The 19,875-nt window shown below is 30.9% G+C and carries 18 protein-coding genes; 13 read left to right on the plus strand and 5 right to left on the minus strand.

All coding sequences use genetic code 11. From position 1 onward, the window contains the following. Window positions 1–4: 4 nt before the first annotated feature. The 12 genes from HMPREF2801_RS04560 to HMPREF2801_RS04615 all read left to right on the plus strand — a co-directional run bounded on the left by HMPREF2801_RS04560 (window position 5) and on the right by HMPREF2801_RS04615 (window position 12,896). Window positions 5–2,113 (plus strand): polyribonucleotide nucleotidyltransferase, encoded by a 2,109-nt coding sequence (locus HMPREF2801_RS04560; protein WP_070610780.1) that lies wholly within the window; start codon window positions 5–7, stop codon window positions 2,111–2,113. A gap of 56 nt (window positions 2,114–2,169) precedes the next feature. Further along, window positions 2,170–2,601, plus strand: a complete 432-nt coding sequence (dut, locus tag HMPREF2801_RS04565; RefSeq protein ID WP_019124421.1) for a dUTP diphosphatase — start codon at window positions 2,170–2,172, stop codon at window positions 2,599–2,601. 38 nt (window positions 2,602–2,639) lie between these two features. Further along, entirely contained in the window at window positions 2,640–5,000 is a 2,361-nt protein-coding gene (locus HMPREF2801_RS04570; protein WP_070610782.1) for an FtsK/SpoIIIE family DNA translocase, read from the plus strand. Beyond that, entirely contained in the window at window positions 4,993–6,309 is a 1,317-nt protein-coding gene (rimO, locus tag HMPREF2801_RS04575; protein ID WP_070610784.1) for a 30S ribosomal protein S12 methylthiotransferase RimO, read from the plus strand. The genes HMPREF2801_RS04570 and rimO overlap by 8 nt, the downstream gene beginning before the upstream one ends. Continuing rightward, on the plus strand, window positions 6,306–6,839 hold the full coding sequence (gene pgsA, locus HMPREF2801_RS04580; RefSeq protein WP_070610786.1) for a CDP-diacylglycerol--glycerol-3-phosphate 3-phosphatidyltransferase: 534 nt from the start codon (window positions 6,306–6,308) through the stop codon (window positions 6,837–6,839). Before rimO ends, pgsA begins: the two co-directional genes overlap by 4 nt. 8 nt (window positions 6,840–6,847) lie before the next feature. Continuing rightward, window positions 6,848–8,083: a competence/damage-inducible protein A gene (locus tag HMPREF2801_RS04585; RefSeq protein ID WP_070610788.1), complete on the plus strand. Its 1,236-nt coding sequence runs from the start codon at window positions 6,848–6,850 to the stop codon at window positions 8,081–8,083. A 2-nt stretch (window positions 8,084–8,085) separates the two neighbouring features. Further along, on the plus strand, window positions 8,086–9,153 hold the full coding sequence (gene recA / locus HMPREF2801_RS04590) for a recombinase RecA (RefSeq protein ID WP_070610790.1): 1,068 nt from the start codon (window positions 8,086–8,088) through the stop codon (window positions 9,151–9,153). 11 nt (window positions 9,154–9,164) lie between these two features. Continuing rightward, window positions 9,165–10,142 (plus strand): metallophosphoesterase family protein, encoded by a 978-nt coding sequence (locus HMPREF2801_RS04595; RefSeq protein WP_070610792.1) that lies wholly within the window; start codon window positions 9,165–9,167, stop codon window positions 10,140–10,142. Further along, on the plus strand, window positions 10,139–11,590 hold the full coding sequence (locus tag HMPREF2801_RS04600; protein ID WP_070610793.1) for an AAA family ATPase: 1,452 nt from the start codon (window positions 10,139–10,141) through the stop codon (window positions 11,588–11,590). The genes HMPREF2801_RS04595 and HMPREF2801_RS04600 overlap by 4 nt, the downstream gene beginning before the upstream one ends. Next, complete coding sequence (locus tag HMPREF2801_RS04605) at window positions 11,591–11,824, plus strand: hypothetical protein (RefSeq protein ID WP_070610795.1); 234 nt, start codon at window positions 11,591–11,593, stop codon at window positions 11,822–11,824. 4 nt (window positions 11,825–11,828) lie between these two features. Further along, window positions 11,829–12,479 carry an OLD family protein gene (locus tag HMPREF2801_RS04610; protein ID WP_070610797.1) on the plus strand — a complete coding sequence of 217 codons (651 nt, stop codon included), beginning with the start codon at window positions 11,829–11,831 and terminating at the stop codon, window positions 12,477–12,479. 99 nt (window positions 12,480–12,578) lie between these two features. Beyond that, window positions 12,579–12,896, plus strand: a complete 318-nt coding sequence (locus tag HMPREF2801_RS04615; RefSeq protein ID WP_019124432.1) for a YerC/YecD family TrpR-related protein — start codon at window positions 12,579–12,581, stop codon at window positions 12,894–12,896. A 19-nt stretch (window positions 12,897–12,915) separates the two neighbouring features. On the opposite strand, the gene HMPREF2801_RS04620 is transcribed toward HMPREF2801_RS04615, so the two are convergent. The 5 genes from HMPREF2801_RS04620 to HMPREF2801_RS04640 form a co-directional block, all read right to left on the minus strand. Then, entirely contained in the window at window positions 12,916–14,631 is a 1,716-nt protein-coding gene (locus HMPREF2801_RS04620) for an Rqc2 family fibronectin-binding protein (protein WP_070610798.1), read from the minus strand. Window positions 14,632–15,368: 737 nt separating this feature from the next. After that, window positions 15,369–16,001: a copper amine oxidase N-terminal domain-containing protein gene (locus HMPREF2801_RS04625; RefSeq protein ID WP_070610800.1), complete on the minus strand. Its 633-nt coding sequence runs from the start codon at window positions 15,999–16,001 to the stop codon at window positions 15,369–15,371. A gap of 30 nt (window positions 16,002–16,031) precedes the next feature. Beyond that, window positions 16,032–16,997 (minus strand): tyrosine recombinase XerC, encoded by a 966-nt coding sequence (locus tag HMPREF2801_RS04630; protein ID WP_070610802.1) that lies wholly within the window; start codon window positions 16,995–16,997, stop codon window positions 16,032–16,034. A gap of 49 nt (window positions 16,998–17,046) precedes the next feature. Further along, window positions 17,047–18,585, minus strand: coding sequence for a ribonuclease Y (gene rny, locus HMPREF2801_RS04635; protein ID WP_070610804.1), 1,539 nt, complete (start codon window positions 18,583–18,585; stop codon window positions 17,047–17,049). Between the two features lie 125 nt (window positions 18,586–18,710). After that, window positions 18,711–19,007, minus strand: a complete 297-nt coding sequence (locus HMPREF2801_RS04640) for a LysM peptidoglycan-binding domain-containing protein (RefSeq protein ID WP_070610806.1) — start codon at window positions 19,005–19,007, stop codon at window positions 18,711–18,713. A gap of 196 nt (window positions 19,008–19,203) precedes the next feature. Between HMPREF2801_RS04640 and lexA the strand changes: the two genes are divergently transcribed. After that, on the plus strand, window positions 19,204–19,824 hold the full coding sequence (lexA, locus tag HMPREF2801_RS04645; RefSeq protein ID WP_070610808.1) for a transcriptional repressor LexA: 621 nt from the start codon (window positions 19,204–19,206) through the stop codon (window positions 19,822–19,824). Window positions 19,825–19,875: the final 51 nt, after the last annotated feature.

The following is a 19,875-nucleotide window of genomic DNA, read 5'->3' on the forward strand; positions in this document are numbered from 1 at the left end:
AATAATGGAAAAAACTTATACTATGGATCTCGCAGGTTCCCAGTTAAAAGTTACAATTGGAAAGGTTGCAGAACAAGCTAACGGTGCTTGTTTAGTACAATATGGAGACACTGTTGTCCTAGTGACAGCAACAGCTTCATCTAAACCAAGAGAGGGAATCGACTTTTTTCCTCTAAGTGTTGATTACGAAGAAAAGATGTATGCCGTTGGAAAAATTCCTGGTGGATTTATTAAAAGGGAAGGAAGACCAAGCGAAAAGGCTACACTTTCTGCTAGATTAATCGACAGACCTCTTAGACCTCTTTTCCCTGAAGGATATAGAAATGATGTGCAAATTGTTGCAACTGTTTTATGTGTTGACCAAGATCATTCACCAGAAATTGTTGCCATGATTGGTTCATCTATTGCTCTTTCTATTTCTGACATTCCTTTTGATGGACCTACTGGTTCAGTTGAAGTAGGATTTATTGATGGAAAGTATATTATAAACCCTAATGAAGAAGAGAGAAACCAATCTAGAATTAACTTATCACTTGCTGGAACTGAATCTGCCATTATGATGGTTGAAGCAGGAGCACAAGAAGTAAGTGAAGCTGAAATGCTTGAAGCAATTTTAGAGGGACACGAAGTTATCAAAGAAATTTGTAAATTTATCAATGAAATCACTTCAGAAGTTGGAAAAGAAAAAGCAGCCTACGAAGTATTTAAAGCTAATGAAGAAATTGTTTCTAAAGTTAAGGAATATGGCAAAGACTTATTAGTTGATGCAATTAGACAAAAGGATAAAATTGTAAGAGTTGAAAAAACTGAAGCAGCAAAAGAAGACATTAGAGAACATTTTAAAGAACTAATGGAAGAAAATGCAAAAGACGTAGAAGCTGCCTTAGAAGAAATAGAAGTAACTGAAGTTAGACGTGGTATTCTTGAAGATGAAAGAAGACCCGATGATAGAAAACTTACAGAAATCAGACCTCTTTCTTCTGAAGTAGGAGTCCTTCCAAGAACTCATGGTTCTGGACTATTCACTAGAGGTCAAACTCAAGTGCTTTCTATTGCAACTCTTGGTGCAATTTCAGAAGAACAAGTAATTGATGGACTTGGAGATGACAAGCCAAAGAGATATATTCACCACTACAATTTCCCAGGATTTTGTGTAGGAGATACTAAACCATCAAGATCACCAGGAAGACGTGAAATTGGTCATGGTGCTTTAGCTGAAAGAGCACTTCTTCCAGTAATACCTGATAGCGAAACTTTCCCATACACAATAAGAGTTGTATCTGAAGTATTATCATCTAATGGATCATCTTCTCAAGCATCTATATGTGGATCTACTCTTGCATTAATGGATGCAGGTGTGCCAATTAAGGCACCAGTAGCAGGTATTGCTATGGGTCTTATTGAAGAAAATGGTGTTATAAAAATTTTAACTGACATTCAAGGACTTGAAGATCACTTTGGAGATATGGACTTTAAGGTAGCTGGTACTAGAGAAGGTATCACTGCTATTCAAATGGATATTAAAGTTGAAGGAATTAAAAAAGAAATCCTTGAAGTTGCCCTTGAAAGAGCAAAGGTTGCAAGATTTGAAATACTAGATTACCTAGCAACTACTATTGAAAAGCCAAGAGCTGAACTTTCTAAGTACGCTCCAATAATCCACATGATTTCTATTGACCCTGAAAGAATTGGCGAAGTAATTGGTGCTGGTGGAAAGATAATTAATAAAATTATTGAACAAACTGGCGTTAAAATCGATATAGATGATGACGGAAGAATTTCTATTCTTTCAGAAAGTGATGAAAGAGCTAAGGAAGCAATTGCTATAATAGAAGACATAGTAAAAGAAATTGAAGTCGGAGAAGTTTACACTGGTAAAGTAAAGAAAATTGTTAAGTTTGGTGCCTTTGTTGAACTTAAAAAGGGAACTGAAGGACTTCTTCACATTTCAGAAATTGCTCACGAAAGAACAAATAGTGTTGATGATGTTCTAAAAGTTGGCGATACAGTAGAAGTTAAAGTTATTGATATTTCCGATGATACTGGTAAAATTTCACTTTCAAGAAAAGCTCTTTTAAAGAGAGAAGATAATAAGAAAGAACAAGATAAGTAAATAAAATTTTAGTCGCATTAAGATTTATTTTAATGCGATTTTTTAAAGGGGAATTTATGAAATTAAAAATTATTAACAAAAGCAAGCATCCACTTCCTAAATATGAAACAGAAGGCTCCTCAGGAATGGATCTTAGGGCTAATCTTGATGAAGATTTAGTTTTAAAATCACTTGATAGAGTTTTGGTTCCAACTGGATTATTTTTAGAATTTGACAAGGGCTACGAAGCTCAAGTTAGAGCTAGATCTGGTCTTGCATTAAAAAAAGGTCTAGGTCTACCTAATGGAATAGGAACAATTGATTCTGATTACAGGGGAGAGTTAAAAGTAATTCTTATAAATATGAGCAAGGATGAAGTTGTCATTAAAGATGGAGAAAGAATTGCACAAATTGTTTTTATGAAAATAGAAACTCCAGAAATTGTTGAAGTTGAAGAGATAAGTGAAACTGAAAGAAGCGATGGAGGCTTTGGTCACACTGGTCTTTAAGACAACAAATTGTTATAATATTATTGAGGTGCTATCTCTTGATAAAAAATAAAAAAAACAATAAAAAAAATGTTAGCAAAAGAAGAAGGACAAGTTCTGAAACATCTTCTGGCAAAGAAATAATGGGTCTATTTTTAATTGTAATAGGCATAGTATTTTTTATTTCTCTCTACAGTCAGAGAATGGGAATAATTGGCACATTAATTTATAAATTATTTTCTGTTATTTCAGGCTCAGGTAACTTTATAATTCCACTTCTACTTATTTTTTGGGGCATTCTATACAATCTTCAAGCCACGAAATTTCACATGAGAAGATATATAATCTGCTCTCTTGTAATATTTTTCTGTATTTTAGTCTTCCTCGATGGTTCTAAGGAAATGGATATGACTTTAATTGAGAGAATTATCAAGTCAACAGAGTATATGGACATTACAAGAAGTGGCGGTATAATTGGCGCCATCTTTGGATTTTTCTCTTATAAACTTTTAGGATCTCTTGGAACTTATTTAGTTCTTGGACTAATAATTGTGGCATCAATTTATTTCATGCTTAAAGTTAACATCGATCAAATAATCATGTTTACTGAAGATCTTGGCGAGTATTTTGAAGACAAAAAGAAAGCCCATGAAGTAAAGAAGGCTGAAAAAAAATTAAAGCAAGATGAAAAAGAAAAGAAGAAAATTGAAAGAGAAAATCTAAAGAAAGATAAATTAGAGTTAAAAAAAGCTAAAGAAGAAAAATCAATTGAAGTCGAAGAATTTGGAGAAAATTTAGTTATAAAAGATTATTCTGAGGATAATACTTTGGAAAAACCTGAAGAAGAAAAATCTGACGATATTAGTCTTATTGACAAGAAGGATAAGTCAGTAGATAAAAATATTGAATATATTGAAATAGACGAAGAAGAAGTTCTCGATACAATAAAAGATGATATTGAAAATAAAAATAAAGAAGAATATATCTATACTTATCCAGATACAGCCCTTTTAGATAGGCTCAAATCAAAGGGCGGATTTTCCAAAGATGAGGTAATAGAAAAGGGAAGAATCATAGAAAATACTATGAGAAACTTTGGAATTGAATCTAAAGTTGTTGCCATAAATCGTGGACCTGTCATTACTTCCTATGAGTTAAAACCAGCGCCTGGCATAAAACTATCTAGAATTGTTGGACTTAGTGACAATATTGCCATGGCTCTTGCAAGTTCAGATCTTCGTATTGAAGCTCCAATACCTGGAAAAACTGTTGTGGGCATTGAAGTTCCAAACAACGAAAAGGATGCTGTTGGACTTAAAGAGTTAATTGATTCCAATGAATTTAAAACTATTAAGTCTGATCTTCCATTAGCTCTTGGAAAAGATGTTGAAGGAAATATTTTAATTTCTGGCATGGAAGATATGCCACATTTACTAATTGCAGGAGCAACAGGCTCTGGTAAATCAGTTTGCATTAATTCTATAATTACTAGTGTAATCTATAAATCATCACCAAAGGATGTAAAGTTAATGCTAATTGACCCTAAGGTAGTTGAGCTTAGTGTTTATAATGGCATTCCACATCTTTTAATTGATGTAGTAACAAATCCTAAGAAGGCAGCTTTTGCACTTAACTGGGCTGTTGATGAAATGGAAAAAAGATACCTTGCCTTTGCAGAAAATCATGTTAGGGACCTTAAGGGCTACAACAAGAAGATGGTTGAAGAGGGAAGAGAAGATGAAAAACTTCCTAAGATTTTAATTATTGTTGACGAACTTGCTGACCTTATGATGGTTGCATCAAAGGAAATAGAAGAATATATAGCAAGGCTTGCACAAAAGGCAAGGGCTGCTGGAATGCACTTAATTCTAGCTACGCAAAGACCTTCTGTTGATGTTATTACAGGAACTATTAAGGCTAACATACCATCAAGAATTGCTTTCGCTGTAGCCTCTTCTGTGGACTCAAGGACTATTCTTGATATGGGCGGTGCAGAAAAACTTCTTGGCAAGGGCGACATGTTGTTCTATCCAAGTAAATATCCAAAACCAAAAAGGATACAGGGTGCACTAATTAGTGACAGCGAAGTGGAAAGAGTAGTTGACTTTGTAAAAAATAATAACGAAATAAAAACTAACCTTGAATCAAAAATAGAAAAAGCAATAGAAAACAAGAAAATTAAAGTTGATGATGAAAAGGATCCACTTTTTAAAGAGGCAGTTGAACTTGTAGTTAACGACGAACAAGCTTCAATTTCTTATATTCAAAGAAAATTAAAGGTTGGCTATTCAAGAGCAGGAAGAATAGTAGATCAAATGGAAGAAATGGGCATCATTGGACCTCATGAAGGTTCCAAGCCCAGAAAACTTTTAAAGACCAAGGAAGAAATAGATACAATTTTAGGTGATGAAGATGAATAATGTGCATATAGTTACCTTGGGTTGCTCCAAAAATGAAGTCGACTCATCTATGATGTACTCACTTTTAAATAAGGATAGATACAAAATGGTAGAGGATGCAAGTGATGCTGATATTTTAATTGTAAACACTTGTGGATTTATCGATGCAGCCAAGGAAGAGTCAATTGACACAATTTTAGAGTCAGTTGAATATAAAAATGAGGGAAGATGCAAAAAAGTTCTTCTATCAGGTTGCCTTGCCCAAAGATATCCTGAGGAACTTTTAAAGGAAATCCCAGAAATTGATGGGATTATTGGCACAGGAAATATTAATTATATAAATGAGCTCTTAGACAGAAGTATGGCTGGAGATTTATTTGTAAAGACTGACAATTTAAACTCAGCTTATATTGAGGGAATAAAAAAAGAAGATGTTAAGACCACAGAATTTGTGAAAATTTCAGAAGGCTGTAATAACAACTGCTCTTACTGTATAATTCCATCGCTTCGAGGCAAAAACAGGTCTCGAAAAATTGAAGATATATATGCTGAAGTCCAATACTTAGTAAGTAAAGGCGCAAGGGAAATTATTTTAATTGCACAAAATACTACTGATTATGGAATTGATTTGTACTCAAAATATTCTTTGGCTAAATTAATTAAAGAAATTTCAAAAATAGAAGATTTAAAGTGGATTCGAGTTTTATATTTATATCCTGATCATTTTACTGATGAATTAATAGAAGAATTTAGAACTAATGAAAAATTAGTGAAATATGTGGACATGCCTCTTCAACACATATCTGACAATGTTTTAAAGAGTATGAACAGAAAAACTAGCAAGGACCATATTATAAAGACTCTTAAAAATTTACGCAAAGCCATTCCAGAAATTGTAATTAGAACAACTTTTATAGTTGGTTTTCCTGGAGAAAATGAAGAAGACTTTAAAGAACTTGTAGACTTTATAGAAGATATTAAATTCGACAAGCTTGGAGTTTTTGAATATTCCAGAGAAGAGGGAACGAAGGCGGATCTTTTAGATAATCAAATTCCTGATGAAGTTAAAAAGAGACGAAAAGATGAAATTATGGAAATACAAAGCGATATTTCTAATGAAATCCTTTCAAAAAATTTAGATAAAACTTTAGAAGTCTTAATAGAAGAAAAGATTGACGAAAATAATTATGTAGGAAGAACATATATGGATGCTCCAGAAATTGATGGAGTGACCTATGTTGAGTCTAATAGGAATTTAGAAATAGGAGATTTTGTTAAGGTTAAAGTTATTGATACTTTAGATTATGATTTAGTAGGTGAAGCTATATGAATACTCCAAATAAATTGACTCTCATGAGAACTTTAATGGTTCCCATCTTTGTCTTATGCATGTATTTAGATTTTAATAATTCGAGAATAGTTGCAACACTTATTTTTGCCATTGCTTCTTTTACAGACTTTTTAGATGGTTATCTTGCAAGAAGGGACAATTTAGTTACTAATTTTGGAAAATTTGCTGACCCCCTTGCAGATAAAATTTTAGTGTGCTCAGCTATGATTATGCTAGTTAGCACTGGAGAAATGCCAGCATGGGCTGTAATTATTATTATAGCAAGAGAGTTTACTATTACTGGATTTAGAATTATTGCAGCTTCTGAAAATATTACAATTGCAGCTAGTCCTCTTGGTAAATTTAAGACTGTTACCCAGCTAATATCAAATATTTTACTACTAACTGGAATAGAAAAATTTAGACCTATTGGCATGGGAATATTTTATTTAGCTGTTGTATTTACTGTAATTTCAGGTGCAGATTATTTAATTAAAAATAAAAAAGTTCTTGATTTAGAAAACATTTAAGGAGAAATATGAAAGCTAGCATTTTGACAGTTGGAAAAGAAATTTTAATTGGCTCAATTACAAATACTAATTCCAAGTACATTTCTGTAAAGTTAACTGACATGGGAATAGATGTTGTAAGGCAAGTTTCTGTAGATGATGACTTAGATGAAATAGTCAAGGAATTAGAATACTCTACAAAATCATCTGATTTAATCATAATAAGTGGTGGGCTTGGACCCACTAATGACGACATAACTAGAGATGCTGTGGCAAAGTTTTTAAATAGAAAAATTTATCTTGACCAAGCTGAAAAGGAAAAGATGATTGATACATTTACAAGACTTGGCAGAACCATGACTCCAAATAATTTAAAGCAGGTTATGTTAATAGAAGGCTCAGAAAAGATTGAAAACAAGTGGGGAGTAGCCCTTGGTGAGTCAATTGAATTTAAAGGAAAGAGAATAATTCTTCTTCCAGGACCACCAAATGAAATGGAGCCAATGCTGGACTATTATTTTGCCAATAAATCCTTTACTGAGGAAAATATAATGGTAAAATCCATAGACATTATAGGTCTTGGAGAATCAATTATAGAAGATAGAATTAGAAAGATGTCCTTTGACGATGATTCTGTCAGCATAAATACCTTTGCTCATGGAACTTATACTGAAGTTAAAATTATTGGCAAGAGCACTAAAAAAGATGAACTGCAATTTTCTATTGAAAAAGTTGTAAAGTCTCTATATGCTGAATTTGACACTCATGTCTATTCTGAAAATAATGATGATGTGGCAGGAGAAATTGTGAGAATTTTGAAAAATAATAATTTAAAAATTTCCTTTGCCGAATCCATAACTGGTGGAATGCTTAGCACTGCAATTACAGATATTAGTGGAGCATCAAAGGTTATGGAAACTTCCCTTGTCACATATTCCAATGATTCAAAAAATAAAAATTTAAGGGTTTCAAAGAATACTTTAAATGATTTTGGAGCCATTAGCGAAAATACAGCTTTTGAAATGGCAAGGGGCGTTAAGGAAAGATCCAATGCTAATATTGGAGTCTCTACAACTGGAGAAGCTGGACCTAATTCATCTGAAACTGAAGTGGGAAATGTCTTCACTTGCATTTATTTTTCAGATGATAATTTTTATACTAAGCACTATTTCTTTAGCGGAGATAGAAATAAAATAAGAAGAAGCACTGTCAACAGAGTATTATCTCAAATACTTTTTGTACTTAGAAAAAATTTTAAGGAGTAATTATGAAAGATAGTAATTTAAGCAAAGAAAAACAAGAAGCCCTTCACAATGTTTTGTCAAAAATTGAAAAGCAATATGGTGAAGGATCAGTAATGGTTTTAGGAGACGATGTTAAGCTTGATATTGATTCAATTCCTACAGGCTCACTTGCACTAGATATTGCTCTTGGAATTGGTGGAATACCTAAGGGTAGAATTATTGAAATTTATGGACCAGAATCTTCAGGAAAGACTACATTAGCACTTCATATGTTGGCAGAAGCTCAAAAGATGGGTGGAACTGGTGCTTTTGTAGACGCAGAACACGCTCTTGACCCAGGATATGCAAAAAATCTTGGCGTTGACATAGAAAACTTGATTATTTCTCAACCAGACACTGGTGAACAAGCTCTTGAAATAACAGAGGCTTTAGTTAGGTCTAATGCTGTAGATTTAATTATAATTGATTCAGTAGCAGCACTTGTTCCAAAGGCAGAAATCGATGGGGAAATGGGTGCAGCTCAAATTGGTCTTCAAGCAAGACTTATGTCACAAGCTCTTAGAAAACTTACTGGTGCTATAAATAAATCAAAGTGTACAGTGGTTTTCATAAATCAACTGAGAGAAAAAGTTGGAATTATGTTTGGAAATCCTGAAACAACTACTGGAGGAAGAGCTCTTAAATTTTATTCTTCAGTAAGACTTGACATTAGAAGGACAGAAATCATAAAAAAGGGCGATGAAATGATAGGTAACAGAGTTAGAGTTAAAGTTGTTAAAAACAAAATTGCTCCGCCTTTTAAACAAGCTGAATTTGATATTATGTATGGAAAGGGTATTTCTAGCGTTGGAAATATTCTCGATGTAGCTACTGAAGCAGAAATTGTAAAAAAAGCAGGAGCTTGGTATTCTTATGGTGAAGAAAGACTTGGTCAAGGAAGGGAAAATGCAAAAGAATTTTTAGAAGGAAATCCTGAACTTTTAAAGGAAATTGAACATAAAGTTAGACTTCATTATAATTTAATCCCAGAAGATGAAATCGAAGCTGAAAATACAGATGCAAAATCAGAAAATTTTTTAGAAGATAAATAGGTTGTGATTTTTTGAAATTACTCTATTTAACAGACACTCACATAAGAGGCACAAGCCCACAAAATAGACTTGATGATTACCAGGAGACTTTAAAGGAAAAATTAAGAGAGGTAGCAAGTATTATTAAAGAAGAAAAAATTGACTACGTCCTTCACGGAGGAGATCTCTTTGATAGACCTGATGTCTCTGTAAGCATAGTCTCTGATTTCGCAAAAATTTTCCAAAGTTTTGGAGTACCAATTTATATTATTAGTGGCAATCACGATATTTTTGGTCACAATCCCGATACTCTTGATAGAACTATGCTTGGACTTCTTTGTAATTTAGGAGTCATGAACTTAGTCAATTACAAAAAAATTATTTTAGAAAAGGATATTAGGGTGCAGCTTACTGGTTCACCCTATGTATATTCCATGGATGATGCTTCCAATAGGGAAAATTATATTTTAGATGAAGTGGATAATACTTGCAAGTACTCAATCCACATGACCCATGGGTTTTTAATTGACAAACCTTTTTTAAAAGAGGTTTCACATACTTTAATAGAGGACATAAGAAGCACTAAAGCAGATATAACTCTTGGTGGACACTATCATTTTGGCTTCAAAACAGTTGAGCTAGACAATAAATACTTTGTAAACCCTGGTGCCTTAATAAGAATTTCAAATTCAAAAGCTGAAATCAATAGAAGACCAAAGGTAAATATCATAAGCTTAGCTGATGAAATAAAAATTGAAGACAGATTTTTAAAATGTGCTAAGCCAGGCGAAGAAGTTTTAGATAGGTCTGAAATGGAAAGACATCAATTTAAGGGAATAAAGCTTGCTGAATTTAAGGAAAGTATTGATGCAACCACTAATTATAATAGTTTAGATATTTTTGATTTGCTTTTAAAAATTTCTAAAAGCGAAAATATTTCTGAAGAAGTAAAAAAAGAAGCTTTAAAGAGAGTTGAAGAAGCTCAAATTAATGGAGTTAGTTATTTATGATTTATATAAAAAAAATTGAACTTCATAATTTTCAATCTCATGAATACACAGAGATGGAATTTGACCGAGGACTAAATGTAATCCTCGGCAATTCTGATGTGGGAAAAACTGCAATATTAAGAGCAATAAAGTGGGCTCTTTACAATGAACCTAAGGGCGATTATTTTATTAGACAAGGGGAGAAGGAGGTCTCAGTAAAAGTCACTTTCTCCAATGGCGTTGTAGTTGAGAGAGCGAAAACTCCATCGAAAAATTCATACTTTCTTGTAGATTCTTCAGGAAATGAAATGAGATTTGAAGGCTTTGGTATAGATGTGCCAAAAGAAATCACTGATGTCACTAATATGTATAAGGTTCCCTTGGACAATTCAAACAATAAAACGATTTTAAATATAGCTGAGCAACTAGATGGTCCTTTTCTGTTAAATGAACAGGCATCACTTAGGGCTTCTGCTATTGGAAGATTAATTGGCGTCAATTATGTAGATGATGCTCTCAGAAATGTAGTTAGGGATAATAAGAGAACTAACCAAGAAATTGTTGAATTGAGAAAAAATAGGGACGACCTTAAGGAACAATTAGATGAATTTTCTTATATAAAAGATTATAAAGAAAAGTATGAAAAAATTACAAGAATTAGAAATAAAATAAAAGATTTACAGGACAGACTCGATTTATGTTTTAAATTAAAAGAAAATCTCGATAAAAATAAAATTGAGCTAGAAGAAGTTTCTAATTTAGTTGAAAAGTTTAAAAATTTAAATAAACTAGAGATAGTAATTCCTAATTTGGAAAATTCTCTCTTAAAGAAAAATAATTTTGAAAATCATTTAGAAAAAATCGTAAAAACTGATAGGGAGATTGATTTAATAAAAAATAATTTGGATAAACTTAAATCTTTGGATGACTTATCTTTAAGGGTTTCAAAAATTAGTGAAAATAAAAATAGACTCTTTATTTATGAAAGTTTATACGATAAATACAAGAAAAATATTAAAGAACTTTCAGAAGTTAATAAGGATTTAAAAAATTATAAAAATAATGATGAAATTCAAAGAATTTCTGAAAATTTAGAAAATAAAATGGATTTTTATTCAAAAATTTATAGATACAGAACTGATTTAAATAATATTGATTCTAAGCTTGCTCTAGGTAATAATTACATAAAAAATTTTGACAATAATGATAAAATTGATTTTATTTCAAAAAGTATTGAAGATAAATCCAAGAATCTAAAAATACTAAAGGATATTAAGGGAAGTTTTAAAGATTTATCTCTTAAAATTTTTGAAACAAAGAATGAATTAAAAAATTTAGATGAAAATATAAGGAATTGCACTGCATCTTATGAAAAGACAATTCTTGCTGTGGGGGTTTGTCCTTTCTGTTACAGTAAAATCGATGACGAGTCAATTGAACACATTAAGTACCACTTGAGGAATGATTAAATGAATTACGAAGAAAATTTAAAAAATTTAAAGGATCAACTAGACAGATTAAAAAGTATGAAATATAAATCTGAAGCTAGGCTTGAACAGTTAAACTCACAAAAAAAAGAAATTCTTGCTGAAATTGAAAAGCTTGGCATTAAGCCAGAAGACCTTGAAAGTGAAATTTCTAATTTAAAAAATGAAATAGACAAACTTTTTGACGAAGCCAACAATTTAATGCCTAGGTTGTGATATTTTGGACTTAAAAGAACTTGATTTAAAATTAAATCAACTTAATAAGAAAATCTTAAGCGATGAGGGAAAAATAGAAATATTATCAGAGCAATTAGAAAAAACAGAAAAAGTTTTAAAGGATAGGGAAAACTACAGCGATATTCTCACACAAGTTTCTCTCTTATTCCAAAAGACTTCTGAATTTGCTAGGGAACAATCAAAAAGACAAATTGAGGATACTGTGACAAAATGTCTGCAATTTATTTTTGAAACTGATATTGAATTTTTAATTGAACTTTCAGAAGCAAGATCTGTTCCTGTAGCTGAATTTTTTGTGCAAAGCAATTACCCTGAAGGCTATAGTGTAAAGACTAAGCCTGAAATTGCAAGAGGTGGTGGGGTAGTTGATATTATTTCCCTTGCCCTTCGAATTGCTTTTTTGCAGTTAAATCAGCCAAAATTATCTGGACCACTAATACTAGATGAACCAGGAAAACATGTGAGCAATGATTATGTTTTTAACTTGGGAGAATTTCTTAAAAAATCCTCAAATTTATTTGACAGACAGATAATTATGGTCACTCATAATCCTTATCTTTCTCAAATTTGTGACAAAGCTTTCCAAGTGAAAAATAAGAAGGGAATAAGCGAGGTAAGTGTATACAATCAGTAATTTTTTCTTGACTTTAGCAAGTAAAATTGTTAATATATTAGTGAAAATATGAATTGTTCATATATTACTTTTTATTACTTATAAAGTCAGGAGGATAAAATGATTTACGACTCAAAAATAAAGAGCAAAGAAGTAGACGGGTTATTTGAAGCTATTTTGCTTTTGGAAAATTTAGAGGAATGTTATAGATTCTTTGAAGATATTTGCACAGTTAAGGAATTGCAAGCAATAGCTCAAAGATTACAAGTTGTTAAATTACTTGTAAAAAATAAAACTTATCATCAAATTGAAGGTGAAACTGGGGCTTCAACAGCAACTATTTCCAGAATTAATAGATCTCTAAATTACGGAGCTGATGGCTATAAATTAGTTTTAACTAGATTAAATATTATAGATGAAGACGAAGAAAAAGAATAAGGGGCGACCTTATTCTTTTTTATATGTTTATATTTATTGTTTTATAATTTGTGTAAGTCACAAGTCCTGGCTTCTTTGCGGGATGTCTCTTTACATACATTTTAAAGGTATAGTCCACTTGGATGTTTTGTGACTTTGAAAGAGAGCTATACTTAGCTGCGAGTTTTGCAGCAGTTAAAAGAGAATTATTTGTAAAATCTCTGTTGTCATTTTTTAGGATTACGTGAGATCCTGGTGCGTCCTTAACGTGGAACCAGAGGTCATTTTTTTTCGCCTTTTTATGCGTCAAGTAGTCGTTCTGTCTATTATTTTTTCCTACATAAATATCAAAGCCATCCTCAGTCTTTACTGTAATATAATTTTCATCAGAATCTTTTTTCTTTTTATTATTTTTCTTTTTCTTCTTTAAGTATCCTTCTTTTTCCAACTCTTCATAGAGTTCATCAATTTCATCTGGCCTTTCAGCAAAGTCAATATTAAGTAAAATTGATTCTAAATAAGAAATTTCTGATTTGCCAATTTCAATTTGTTCAGTCAAAAAGCTAGCTGCGTTTTTTAGTTTGGAGTACTTTTTATAATATTTAGCAGCATTAGATGGTCCATCTAAAGTTGGATCTAGGGGAATTATCATCTCTTTCATTTCGTCATAAAAATTTTCCACAGTAACTGAATCGGCACCTTTTTCTATTTTATAAAAGTTTGAAGAAATCAAGTCTGCGTAAACCTTAAATTTCTCTCTATTTAGGGCTACATTTAATTCATTGGCTTGATTTGAAAGTTTTCTGTTTAATTTTTCTATATTTTTCTTTACAAGTTTTTTTAGCTCTTTACTCTTTGAACCAAGACTGTCTCTTAAAAATTTAGAATTATAAAATTCTTCAAGTAGGGAAGAGATGCTTTCAACCTTTATTTTTTCCTTATCATTTAAGCTTTCTAAATCAAGGGAATAGAAGTCTTTAAATAAATCTTCTCTATAAATTTTTATTGGACTAAAATTATTTTCTCTTACAATTTTAAAGATTTTAGAAAATATTTTATCAAGCTCAATAATCTCAGGTTCAGTTAAGGCTGACAGGTTTCGTTTAAAGTCAATATTAGACATATATTCAATTTCGTTACACATCTGTGGACTTATGCCAGTAAAATTTTTTAAGAAAAAAGATTTTATGTTTAAATTTTCCCTTGAATCTTTAATCAAATCACTAATAGAATCTACTTGGCAAGGATCAAGTCCTTCTGAAATATCTTCAGGATTATAAGTTAAGCCTGGTAAAATTTCTCTCACGCTAGATAAATTAAAATTAATTCTCTTTAATGAGTCAATAATTTTCTTTGAATCATCATCAATAAGTATTACATTGGAATGTTTGCCCATAAGCTCAATTATAAGAGCTTTCTTGCTATATTCGCCAAGCTCATCGCGAGATTTAACCAGAATTTTTATAATTCTATCCATTTTATATTGACTTACTTTAAGAATTTGATTGTTCTCAAGATGTTTTCTTAAAAGCATGCAAAATGCTGGAGGATTTTGCGGGCTGTCGAAGATTTCATCACTAAAATACATTCTAGGGCTTCCAGAAATGGATATAAAGAGTCTTTCTCTTTGACCTTTAGCTCTTATATTAATCAAAAGATCATTGTTATTCTGGTAAATTTTATCGATTCTTCCATCAATAACGCGATTATTTATTTCATAAACTAAGTTTTTTACTACTGTTCCGTCTAATGACATTTTATCACCTGAAAATAATTATAACATATTTTAGGAATTTATTTGATGGAGTATAGTTACAGATTTAGATGTCCAAACAAATATATGTTTAGAACATATGTATGTTATAAATTAATGAAAATTTTTAAAACAATTAACAATACAGAATTAGACATAAACAAAAATTTTTATTGGTGGTATAGAAATAAGATCATTTAAGAAAAAAATAATTTGCTGCAAAAATTAGAATTATTAAATTGATTAAGTTTTTTGAGCTTAAAATAATTTAACGTAATTAATTAGTTTAATAAGGATAATATTATATGATGATTATTATTAAAAGCTATTTAAAATAATATCAATGTGTGTGATAAATAAAATAAAAATAATGAGAGCAATATAAATTAAAGATTGATTTAAAAATAATATGTTAAGAACAAAATAAAAAAAATTTGGTTGAAGGTTATGTAAAAAAATATTTTTGCTTGAAGTTTAATGTAAATACTTCAATAATCATTGATTTATTGCCAATATGAGAGAACTTATAAAATAACATATTTTAAGCTAATTTAAATGAAAAACATAAAAAATAGTCACAAAATTATTATTTTGTGACTATTTTTGTCTCTCTTAATTCAAATATTTTCCAATACCCTATCATACCAATAAAACTTTTAATAGAGAAAATTGATATTTTAAAGATTTAAACAAATTAACTTTGCCTTTTATTTTAAAATATCATATAAATCAACTAAAAATTATTGGAAAATAGAATTTGATTCTTTTCCTTCTTGAACTTTTTCTCTTGGAATATTAAATTGATCTAAATATTTATCAGCAGTGTTTTCTTTCTTTATTTCCTCTTCCTTATTATCTTCTTCATAATTATATCTCTTGCCCTTAGTTTTAAATTTACCAGAAATATAAACTGAATCATCTTTCCAATCAACATTAAGACCTAAAGTTTCAGAAATAAATCTTATAGGCACATAAGTCCTTCCATCATATAAAATTGCTGGAGAATCTAAGTTTACAACTGAATCTTCTCCTCCTAAGTTTAGCTTTGCCTTAGTTGAATTAATATCAAGCTCTACAAGGACATCTATGGCACCAATTAAAATTCCACTAGTATTAGTTTCCTTTCTTTGATAAAAATTGATTTGAGCGCCTAAATTTTCAGATATATACCTAATAGGAACCATTACCCTATTAGTGTTTTTGTCAAGGTATGCCCTACCCATGCCTTCTGGTATGCTTTGAAGGTTATTGTTGATATAGATATTTATATTTTTATCAAGAGCGTCCTTAGGCAATTTTCCAGCTGCAAAAACAGATGTACTTAATAGCATAGACATTATTCCAACAATAGCAAGTTTTTTAAATTTTTTCATAATTACTCCTTTATTATAAGTTTTTAAATGTTAATCCTCTTCTTTTACTTTGGCAAGAGGATTTGATTCTACCATTTTTTTAAGGGACTTTTTGTTTACGTGAGTGTAAATTTCTGTAGTATTAACAGATTCATGCCCCAATATCTCTTGTAAAGACCTTATGTCAGCATTGCCATATTGATAAAGCAGTGTTGCAGCAGTATGTCTGAGTTTGTGGACAGAGTATTTATTTGTGTCAAGTCCAGAGTTTTTAATATGTTTTTCAATCATGTGCTGAATCGACCTGTTACTCATTCTCTGCTCTCTCATGGACAAAAATAAGGCGTCATCTTTTATTTGAGGACGAAGCTTTAAATACTCGTTAACAGCATAAACAGAAGCTTCGTTTAGATAGATAGTTCTCTCTTTATTGCCCTTGCCTATTACCTTTAGTGTATTATCATCTTGTAAGTGAGAAATATTTATACCAGCAAGCTCTGAAAGCCTCATGCCACAGTTTAAAAACAAGGTTACAATAGCATAATCTCTTTTTTTATAAACTGGCTTCATTTTTGCCTTCTCAATTGTCTTTAAAAGGTTTAAACTTTGGTCCAAGGTTAAATATACAGGGAGAGTTTTTTCAACCTTAGGCATATCTATATCAATAATTGGGTTTTTCTTAATTACCTCAATTTTAGCATATAAATAATTATAAAAGCTTCTAACTGATGAAATTTTTCTAAATTTTGATCTATTGGAAATCTTTCTTTCTCTCTCTAAAAAAGCATTATAGGCGTATATATCTTGTTTAGTAACACTTTCTAGCACTTCTGGACTTATATCTTCAATGGGAATGTCATTAAAATCAATGGAATCATCTACTAAGTTTTTTCTTCTTTTTATAAACCTAACAAATACTCTTAAATCGTAGTAATATTCTTTAACAGTGTTATCAGAAGATCCTTTAGTTGACTTCATATAATCTAAAAAATCATCAACTAGATTTGAACTTATCAATCTATCACCTCCTACAAAAATAAAAACCTGACACAAGTCAGGTTCTTAATTATTTAGCGTATTCAACTGCTCTAGTTTCTCTTATAACATTAACTTTAATTTGTCCAGGGAAATCTAGTTCAGCCTCTATTCTCTTAACAATATCTCTAGCAGTAATAGTGATTTCCGCCTCGGATATTTTTTCAGGTTTTACTATTATACGAATTTCACGACCAGCTTGAACAGCGTAAGACTTTTCAATACCATCAAATTCATTGGCAATTTCTTCAAGTTTTTCAAGCCTTTGAATATAAGATTCAACTGTTTCGCGTCTTGCTCCAGGTCTTGCTGCGGAAATAGCATCAGCTGCTTGAACTAGAACTGATTCAACACAATTTGGTTCAACATCGCCATGATGTGATTGAATTGCGTTAATTACAAATTCAGATTCGTGATATTTTCTTGCAATTTCAACTCCAATATCAACATGTGGAGCATCAAGGTTTCTGTCTACAGATTTTCCTAAATCGTGTAGTAGTCCGCCTCTCTTGGCAAGTTTAACATCTGCACCAATTTCTCCAGCTAATATTCCAGCAATTTCAGCAACTTCAACTGAATGTTTAAGGTTATTTTGTCCATAACTAGTTCTATATTTAAGTCTACCTAAATATTTAATAATTTCTGGATGAAGTCCGTGAACTCCAGCATCATAAGCTGCTTGTTCACCTGATTCCTTAATAATAGTTTCAACTTCATTTTTAGCCTTTTCAACAGTTTCTTCAATCTTAGTCGGATGAATTCTGCCGTCATTTACAAGTTTTTCTAAAGCTACTCTTGCAATCTCCCTTCTTATAGGGTCAAAGCAGGATAACACAACAGCTTCAGGAGTATCGTCAATAATTAAATCTACTCCAGTTATTGATTCAATAGCCCTAATATTTCTACCTTCCCTGCCTATAATTCTTCCCTTCATTTCATCATTTGGAAGATTTACGACAGCAACAGTAGATTCTGCAACTTGGTCAGCGGCACATCTTTGAATAGCTTGTGCAATTACATTTCTTGCATATTTCCCGGATTCTTCTTTAATTCTATTTTCATTTTCTTTAATAATAAGTGCTGATTCATTAGTAATTTCTTTTTTCAATTCATTGAGTAAAATCTCTTTACCTTCATCTTTGGTAAGACCAGCAACTTTTTGAAGTTCATCTTCTCTCTTTTTAATAAGTTCGTCAACTTGGTCTTCCTTTTCTCTAAGACCTTCTAATTTCTTAGTAAGTTTTTCGTCCTTATGTTCAACTTGAGCAGACTTTTTATCTAAAAGCTTTTCCTTAGAGATAACGCGGTCTTCCATTTCTTTGATTTCAGCTCTTCTAATTTTTGCTTCCTTTTCTTGCTCAGATCTAAGTTTTTGAATCTCTTCTTTAGCTTCAACAAGTAAAACTTTTTTTTGAGTTTGAGCTTGATTTTCAGCATCGTAAATCATCTTTTGTGATAATTCTTCAGCATTTTTGAGTTTACCTTCAGAAATATATTTTCGAATAGCATAGCCAACAGCCATACCAATTATTCCGATAATAACGACAATAATTAAAGTATTAAAATCCATTCATACACACCTCCTATTTAGTTTTCATGTTTCAAATTTTAAAATCATTTTTAGGCATAAGCCTTAAAATAATTGTATATCTTTTAAAAGCATAAGTCAAATAAAAGCGTGTGCATGAAGCTTATCTATTTGTTTTCGTATATTGGTATAGCTAATTTATAACCTGGTTTAATCTCGTAGGGTGAAATATTATTTAATTTTTCCACATCATTAATAAATTTCATCTTATTCTTATATTCATAATTATTTGAAATCGACCACAAAGTATCACCCTTTTTTACAGTGTAAACATCTATTATAGCTTCTTCTTCTCTCATAAAATTTATAGATTCATCTTTTTTAATGATCAACCCAGAATTAAATATAAAAATTATAAATAAAAATAAAAGAACTTTTGGCTTATTAATAATAATTCTCTTCATAAAATCACCTCATTTAAATTTGTTTGAATCAAGTTTAAACACCTGTAGTAAACAAGTGTGTCAAATATAAGTTCTAAACATATGTTACAACTAAAGTTCTATTATGTCAAGGAAATAATACAATTATTTAAACTATCGTTTGAAATACTTGTTTAAGTATGATATTATTAATATAGAAAAATTAGGAGGTAAACCCATGTACGAAGATTTAAACCAAAGAGACCTTGAAATTTTGTTTTTTATTAAAAGATTTATTGAATCTAAGTCCTACCCACCTACTGTTCGTGAAATTTGTTCAGGTTGTAATATTAAGTCAACTTCAACTGTTTATTATGCCCTTGAAAAATTAGAATCTACAAATTATATTAGAAAAGATGCTTCAAAAACTAGAGCTATTGAAATTGTTCCCCAAGATGACGACATACTAATGCTTAAAAAGAAAACTGTGGATGTGCCAATTGTTGGCAGAGTTACAGCTGGTGCTCCTATTTTAGCTGTTCAGAATATTGAAGATACTATGCCACTCCCTGTTGAATTTGTTTCAAATAAAGAACTTTTTATTTTAAAGGTTAAGGGAGAAAGTATGATCAATGCAGGAATTTATGACGGAGACTATGTAATTATTGAAAAGACAAATTCTGCTAGAAATGGAGAAAAAATTTTAGCCTTAATAGAAGATGAAGCAACTATAAAAACTTTTTACAAAGAAAAGGACAGGTATAGACTTCAACCTGAAAATGATAATATGGAACCTTTCTATTTTGACAAAGTCGATATATTGGGAAAAATTGTTGGACTTTACAGAAAAATGAACTAAAAAAAACCCTTACGTTAATATATGTTGTGACCCCATAAAGTTGGACCTAAT

Origin of the sequence: Peptoniphilus sp. HMSC062D09, from assembly GCF_001811425.1 — a bacterium.
In the GTDB taxonomy this organism is placed as follows: Bacteria; Bacillota; Clostridia; order Tissierellales; family Peptoniphilaceae; genus Peptoniphilus_A.

Bases quoted from the DNA above. Each gene is read 5' to 3' on its own strand.
- HMPREF2801_RS04560 (WP_070610780.1), top strand. From the start codon at position 5: ATGGAAAAAACTTATACTATGGATCTCGCAGGTTCCCAGTTAAAAGTT.
- dut (WP_019124421.1), top strand. From the start codon at position 2,170: ATGAAATTAAAAATTATTAACAAAAGCAAGCATCCACTTCCTAAATAT.
- rimO (WP_070610784.1), top strand. From the start codon at position 4,993: ATGAATAATGTGCATATAGTTACCTTGGGTTGCTCCAAAAATGAAGTC.
- pgsA (WP_070610786.1), top strand. From the start codon at position 6,306: ATGAATACTCCAAATAAATTGACTCTCATGAGAACTTTAATGGTTCCC.
- HMPREF2801_RS04585 (WP_070610788.1), top strand. From the start codon at position 6,848: ATGAAAGCTAGCATTTTGACAGTTGGAAAAGAAATTTTAATTGGCTCA.
- recA (WP_070610790.1), top strand. From the start codon at position 8,086: ATGAAAGATAGTAATTTAAGCAAAGAAAAACAAGAAGCCCTTCACAAT.
- HMPREF2801_RS04600 (WP_070610793.1), top strand. From the start codon at position 10,139: ATGATTTATATAAAAAAAATTGAACTTCATAATTTTCAATCTCATGAA.
- HMPREF2801_RS04605 (WP_070610795.1), top strand. From the start codon at position 11,591: ATGAATTACGAAGAAAATTTAAAAAATTTAAAGGATCAACTAGACAGA.
- HMPREF2801_RS04615 (WP_019124432.1), top strand. From the start codon at position 12,579: ATGATTTACGACTCAAAAATAAAGAGCAAAGAAGTAGACGGGTTATTT.
- HMPREF2801_RS04620 (WP_070610798.1), bottom strand. From the start codon at position 14,631: ATGTCATTAGACGGAACAGTAGTAAAAAACTTAGTTTATGAAATAAAT.
- HMPREF2801_RS04625 (WP_070610800.1), bottom strand. From the start codon at position 16,001: ATGAAAAAATTTAAAAAACTTGCTATTGTTGGAATAATGTCTATGCTA.
- rny (WP_070610804.1), bottom strand. From the start codon at position 18,585: ATGGATTTTAATACTTTAATTATTGTCGTTATTATCGGAATAATTGGT.
- HMPREF2801_RS04640 (WP_070610806.1), bottom strand. From the start codon at position 19,007: ATGAAGAGAATTATTATTAATAAGCCAAAAGTTCTTTTATTTTTATTT.
- lexA (WP_070610808.1), top strand. From the start codon at position 19,204: ATGTACGAAGATTTAAACCAAAGAGACCTTGAAATTTTGTTTTTTATT.